Source organism: Litoribacter populi (genome assembly GCF_007483685.1).
GTDB lineage: Bacteria > Bacteroidota > Bacteroidia > Cytophagales > Cyclobacteriaceae > Litoribacter > Litoribacter populi.
Map to the genome: position 1 here is coordinate 139,204 of NZ_VMKN01000002.1, position 6,648 is coordinate 145,851.

The following is a 6,648-nucleotide window of genomic DNA, read 5'->3' on the forward strand; positions in this document are numbered from 1 at the left end:
ATTCCCGGACAATTTCCGTCACACCTCTAGCACTTGAAAAGTTTAAGGGTTAATTTAGAATCCCCAAATCAAAGCAAGCTGCATGTACTTAATTTTTGATACCGAAACCACAGGTTTACCCAGAGACTACAATGCCCCCATCACCGACCTGGACAACTGGCCCCGGCTGGTTCAGCTAGCCTGGCAATTGCATGATGAGCGAGGCAATCTGATTTCCAACAACAATTTTATTGTCAAACCGGAGGGTTTTACCATTCCCTATAATGCAGAGAAGGTTCACGGGATCTCCACCGACCGCGCACTGAAGGAAGGGCATGATCTAGAAAAGGTATTGAAAATTTTCCATGAGGATGTGGAAAAGGCCAAATACCTGGTCGGCCACAATATCGGCTTTGACATCAATGTCTGCGGATCGGAATACCTTAGGAAGGAAGTACCGATGCAGCTGGTGGACATGGAGGAGTTGGACACCAAGGATATTTCCACCGAATTTTGCGCCATTCCAGGAGGAAAGGGAGGCAAATTCAAGTGGCCTACCCTGACCGAACTTCACCACAAACTTTTTAATATTGGCTTTGAGGATGCCCACGATGCAGCTTATGATGTGGACGCTACGGCCAAGTGTTTCTTTGGCTTAATCACCCAAGAGGTGTTGGCTCCCGAGCCGGGTATTTCTCCAGATGAAGTCATCTATGAGGCTCCAAAACTCGACATTGCCAATTTTGCCAATGCCAAAGATGCTACTAAACAGGCTGCAAAAGATGTCCTGAAAGCAGCAGGCAAGGCAGATATCAGCGACCTGGTGGATGTGCCGTTTACACACCTGCACGTACACACGCAGTTTTCAGTCCTCCAGGCTACCTCTGAAATTCCTGCACTGATCAACAGGGCAAAGGAATTGGGAATGCCGGCCATTGCCATGACCGACCATGGCAATATGATGGGGGCTTTCAACTTTGTGAAAGAAGCTTTAAATGCAAACCTTACCCCAATCCTCGGCTGTGAGTTTAACGTGTGCCGTGACCGTAAAAACAAGTCCCAAAAAGACAATGGATATCAAACTGTCTTGCTTGCCAAAAATAAAGCAGGATATCATAATTTAGCCAAATTAGCTTCTTACGCCAATATTGAAGGGTTTTATTACGTCCCCCGGATTGACAAGGAAGTTTTGGTTCAATATAAAGGGGATCTGATCGCTACTACAGGAGGATTATTTGGAGAGATCCCATTCTTGATCCTCAACGTGGGGGAAACCCAAGCGGAAGAAGCCTTTGTCTGGTGGAAAGAGCAGTTTGGAGATGACTTTTATGTAGAGTTAAACCGACACGGGATCCCGGAAGAAGAAAAAGTAAATGAAGTTTTACTTCGCTTTGCCCATAAATATGGCGTAAAATATTTCGCTGCAAATAATACATATTATAACCAAAAGGCAGATGCCAACGCCCATGACATCCTACTTTGCGTCAAGGATGGGGAGAAAACCGATGGACCGGATAGAAAAGAGAAAAGATACGTAGGTAAAATGGGCCGGGAATTCAGATTCGGATTTCCCAATGAGGAATTCTACCTCAAGAGCCCTGAGGAGATGAAAAAGCTCTTTGTCGATCTTCCCGAAGCTATCATCACTACCAATGAGATCCTCGGCAAAATCGAGCGATATAAGCTGGCCAGGGAAGTCCTACTTCCCAAATTCGACATTCCGCAGGAGTTTGTTGACCCACAGGACGATGTAGATGGAGGCAAACGGGGAGAAAACGCTTTCCTCCGTCACCTAACCTATGTAGGCGCCGAAAAGCGTTATGGTGAAATTACGGATGTTATCCGCGAAAGGCTGGATTTTGAATTGGCCACCATTGCCAACACCGGTTATCCGGGTTACTTCCTTATTGTACAGGATTTTACCACGGCGGCGCGGGAAATGGGCGTTTCGGTGGGTCCCGGAAGGGGTTCGGCGGCGGGCTCTGCAGTAGCTTACTGTGTCGGAATTACAAATGTGGACCCGATCAAGTATGATCTCCTTTTTGAGAGATTCCTGAATCCGGATAGGGTTTCCCTTCCCGATATTGATATTGATTTTGACGACGAAGGCCGTCAAAGTGTAATTGATTATGTAATCAAAAAATACGGTGCCAACCAAGTGGCCCAGATCATCACCTATGGTACCATGGCAGCGAAATCTGCTATCAGGGATACCGCAAGGGTATTGAACCTCCCTTTAAGTGAAGCTGATAAACTGGCCAAATTGGTACCGGATATCAAATTAAAGGCTCTTTTTGACTTAGCCAATGACAGGGCTAAGCTAGTAAACAAGCTAAAAAACAATTCTGAAAGTGTAGCCCAGGCAGAAGAGTTGATCAGGATCTCCAAAGGAAGAGATGAGACGGCCAGAACCATAAACCAAGCGACCGTACTGGAAGGCTCGGTGCGTAACCTAGGAATTCACGCCTGTGGGGTAATTATTACCCCGAGTGACATCACCAATTTTGTTCCTGTGGCTTTGGCCAAGGACTCGGATATGTTCTGTACGCAGTTTGACAATGCCGTGGTGGAGAGTGCTGGCTTGTTGAAGATGGACTTTTTGGGGCTAAAAACCCTGACTCTGATCAAGGATGCCGTGAAAATTGTAAATGAGCGTCACGGAATTGACCTTGATCCAGAAGCTTTCCCCATTGATGATGAGAAGACATACGAGCTTTTCCAGCGTGGTGAAACAGTAGGGATCTTCCAGTATGAATCCGCTGGTATGCAAAAATACATGCGGGAGCTCAAGCCTACTGTGTTTGCGGATTTGATTGCTATGAACGCCCTGTACCGCCCGGGGCCTTTAGAGTATATACCAAGCTTTATTAAAAGAAAGCACGGTACGGAGCCAATTGCCTATGATCTTGACGACATGAAGGAGTACCTTGAGGAAACTTATGGTATTACTGTCTATCAGGAACAAGTGATGCTCTTGTCTCAGAAGCTGGCCGACTTTACCAAAGGTGAGGCCGACGTCTTACGTAAGGCTATGGGTAAGAAGCAAAAGGACGTACTGGACAAGATGAAGCCCAAGTTTGTGGACCAAGCTGCTGCCAAGGGCCACGATAAAAAGAAACTGGAGAAAATCTGGAAGGACTGGGAAGCTTTTGCCTCCTACGCTTTCAACAAGTCCCACTCCACCTGTTACGCCTGGATAGCGTATCAGACAGCCTACTTGAAGGCCCACTACCCTGCCGAGTACATGGCTTCCGTGCTTTCCAACAACATGAACGATATCACCCAAGTGACATTCTTTATGGAGGAATGTAAGCGAATGGGCATTGAGGTTTTGGGGCCTGATGTGAACGAATCCAAGCGGGGATTTACCGTAAACCAAGAAGGACAGGTACGGTTCGGTTTGGCAGCCATCAAGGGTGCTGGCGGTGCTGCCGTGGAATCGGTGATAGTGGAAAGAATAGAAAAAGGACCATACAAGAATATATTTGATTTCACCAAAAGGGTGAATCTAAAAGCTGTCAATAAAAAAACCTTAGAAGCTTTGGCTATGGCCGGGGGCTTTGATTGCTTCAAAGACTATCATAGGCGATTATTCTTAGAGGCTCCCGAAGGCGAGGTTACCCTGCTGGAAAAGGCGGTTAAGTATGCACAGAAAGTGGCAGCTGAAGCTGACAGTTCTCAGGTAAGTTTGTTTGGAGGAGCCAGCGGAATGGAAGTTCCTATGCCGAGTATTCCACAGATGGAGCCATTCAGCCAGCTGCAGCAGCTAAACATTGAGAAGGAAGTAGTAGGGCTTTATATCTCTGGCCACCCATTGGACCAATTTAGGGTGGAATTTGACTCATTTACAAATACGCCGCTTACTGAGCTAAATAACATCGAGGCACTAAGAGCCAAAGGTGATGTTAAAGCCGCGGGGATGGTGACTTCTTTTGCCCATAGGACTACCAAAACAGGAAAGCCATTTGGCACCTTGACCTTGGAGGATTATCATGGAGGGCATACCTTCTTTATTTTCGGAGAAGACTATATCAAGTTTAAGGAGTACTTCATGACAGGTTGGTTTATCTACCTAACTGGGTCTGTTCATCCAAACAAGTGGAAGGAAAATGAATTTGAATTCAAGATCAACACAATGTCTCTGCTTGACGAGCTCAGGGGCAAAATGGTAAAGGGGCTTCGAGTTAACATAGATTTGGATGACCTAACTTTGGACCTTATGGATAAGCTGGAAGGCATTACCCAAAAATATAAAGGTGATGCAAAACTCCATATTAATGTCACTGACCGAAAGGAAAACATTACTTTGGACCTGATGTCGACTAAATACACCATTGACCCTACTAATGAGATGATAGAGGAGTTAAAGACTATGCCGGAAGTGATGTATAAGATTATTTGATGGATCTGGGTGATGTCCGATTTTGGATGACCGATAGGGGTTAAGACTGGAGAGGGTGGCTATTTAATAAGCTTATTACTTAAATAAATATGTTTTTTCTGAGGAAAAATTTGAACTTATTCCCTCCTAAAAGCCTTTTCTATTATATTTGAAAAAATGAATCTAATAAACACAACCAATAAATAATATGGCTAAAGCAATCGAAATCACAGACGCTAATTTTGAGGAAATAATCAAATCCGAACAACCTATCTTGGTTGATTTTTGGGCTGAATGGTGTGGACCATGTAAAATGATCGGACCTGTAGTTGAAGAAATAGCGGGTGAGTATGAAGGCAAAGCAGTAGTAGGTAAAGTTGATGTAGACTCCAATCCTGCAGTTGCTCAAAAATTTGGTATCAGAAGTATCCCTACTTTATTGTTCTTCAAGAACGGTGAGATTGTAGACAAGCAAGTTGGCGCTGTCCCAAAGACGGTGTTGGCACAGAAGCTTGATGCTCAGATATAAATTAGTGAAGATTATTAAAGAGCCTGGCGGTGTAAAACTGCCAGGTTTTTTTTATGAAATTTTTAACCCAAAGTATTCCTGAAACCCATAGGGATGAAAAAGTCCTGTTTTCAGCGCTGGGACACCCAAGGCTAAAAACCGAATAAATCAGCCAATTTTCTTTGACTTTCGTTCAGGATTATTGTTTTAGAAACGGTCTGCTGGCTCGAAGGAATGGTTACTCTTACCGTGTAGATGCCTTTTGCTATGTCAATGGCCTTTTCTGGACTCAGTTCCGACTGCTTTTCCTTCAACAGCCTTTCCAGCTCCTTGTACACTTTGTAGGCCACGAATGCTATACATATATGGGCTTCTATTCTTCTTTGGGCCCTATGATATACCGGCCTTATTTTTAGGTCACTTTTGGCTATCCTGAACGCCTTTTCTATTTTCCACAGATTGTTGTAGTTTTCTATTATTTGGTCTTTCCCCAGTCGTGTATTGGTGATATAGCCTTTCAGGCCGTCCCACCTGGAATCCTGTTCAAATCTTGCCCGGTCGATCTCAATTTTGATTTCGCCCTCCATTTTTAGGTACTTGTTGTAGCCCCTGTTGTTGATGTGCGATTTATTGAGCTTTCCCGACCTGAGCTGCTTCTCCAGCTTCTTCAGGCCCCTTTCCCTGTTGGACCGGTCTTTTCTGGCCCGCTTCTCAGAATAGCTGACAACCATTTTGAGCCCTTCTTCCCAATCCAGGATGGTGCTCTCCCCGTTGCACAGCTCAAGTGAAAGAACCTTTGATTTTTGGCCCTTACCGCCGGTCTTCAGCCTGGCTCCCAAAATGAACTCATATCCCTTTTCAACGAGGTCTTCAATATTCTTTTTTGAAAGCAGGCCCGAATCAGCTATGATGACGGGGGCGGGCAGGTTATATTTAGTCTTGAACTTCTCAATAACCGGGATCATCGTGTGGCCTTCAAACTTGTTTCCCTCGAAAATTTCATAGGCCAACGGATATCCCTCCAGCCCGACAAGAAGGCCCAGTACGATCTGTGGATTCTGATGTTTTCCCTCTTTCGAAAAACCTGTTTTTCTAAGGTCATCTTCCTGGTCTATTTCAAAATAGAGAGTGGTCACATCATAAAACACGACATTGATCGATCCCCCGAGTATTTTCCTGGTATGCTCAAAGCTGATCAGCTGGACGGTTTCTTTATAATTGTTGTACAGCTTGTCCATATACCTGTACAGGGCATGGACCTCGATGGAAAGCCCATGGAAATTGAAGAGGTACTCAGTGGTCTTGAGTTTACTGCCCGGAAAACACAGCCTTGAAAAAACCAGCCACCTGAATAGTTCATCCTTGACAGCGTTAAAGCCAATCATGTCAAAAATTTTCCCCAATAAAAGCTCTGTTCCGGTTACCGTAATTCCCGCAATATTGTCGAGAACGTTTTGAACAGCCTGCTTTTCGTTGTTGAATGGGAGCTCCAGTAGCCCACGTTGGGACTTAATCCACTGTTCTCCTTCCTTGACAAGTCTTTCTACTGTGTCCAAATCCGGGCTGCTGCCGACGGTTTTGACGACTTTATATTTACCAGATTTTTTCTCGATTACCTGGACACTGATTTTCCCGCTTTTATTGGGTTTTTTCCGGACAAACATGGGTGAAAATAAGGAAAAAGAAGGCTGGGACACCCATTGTCAACCACTAAAAATTATGATTTAATTGAAAATCAATTATTTAATCAAAAATGGGACTGACGACTGTCGAAAACAGG

The 6,648-nt window shown here is 44.7% G+C and carries 3 protein-coding genes; 2 read left to right on the plus strand and 1 reads right to left on the minus strand.

Annotation, left to right across the window (positions count from 1 at the left end; translation table 11 throughout):
* The first annotated feature begins 82 nt into the window (after nt 1–82).
* Both dnaE and trxA read left to right on the plus strand, forming a co-directional pair.
* Nucleotides 83–4,381, plus strand: a complete 4,299-nt coding sequence (gene dnaE / locus FPL27_RS16370; protein WP_143962313.1) for a DNA polymerase III subunit alpha — start codon at nt 83–85, stop codon at nt 4,379–4,381.
* 187 nt (nt 4,382–4,568) lie between these two features.
* Nucleotides 4,569–4,889, plus strand: coding sequence for a thioredoxin (gene trxA, locus FPL27_RS16375; protein ID WP_143962314.1), 321 nt, complete (start codon nt 4,569–4,571; stop codon nt 4,887–4,889).
* Nucleotides 4,890–5,020: 131 nt separating this feature from the next.
* On the opposite strand, the gene FPL27_RS16380 is transcribed toward trxA, so the two are convergent.
* Nucleotides 5,021–6,532 carry an IS1634 family transposase gene (locus FPL27_RS16380; RefSeq protein WP_143962237.1) on the minus strand — a complete coding sequence of 504 codons (1,512 nt, stop codon included), beginning with the start codon at nt 6,530–6,532 and terminating at the stop codon, nt 5,021–5,023.
* Nucleotides 6,533–6,648 lie beyond the last annotated feature (116 nt).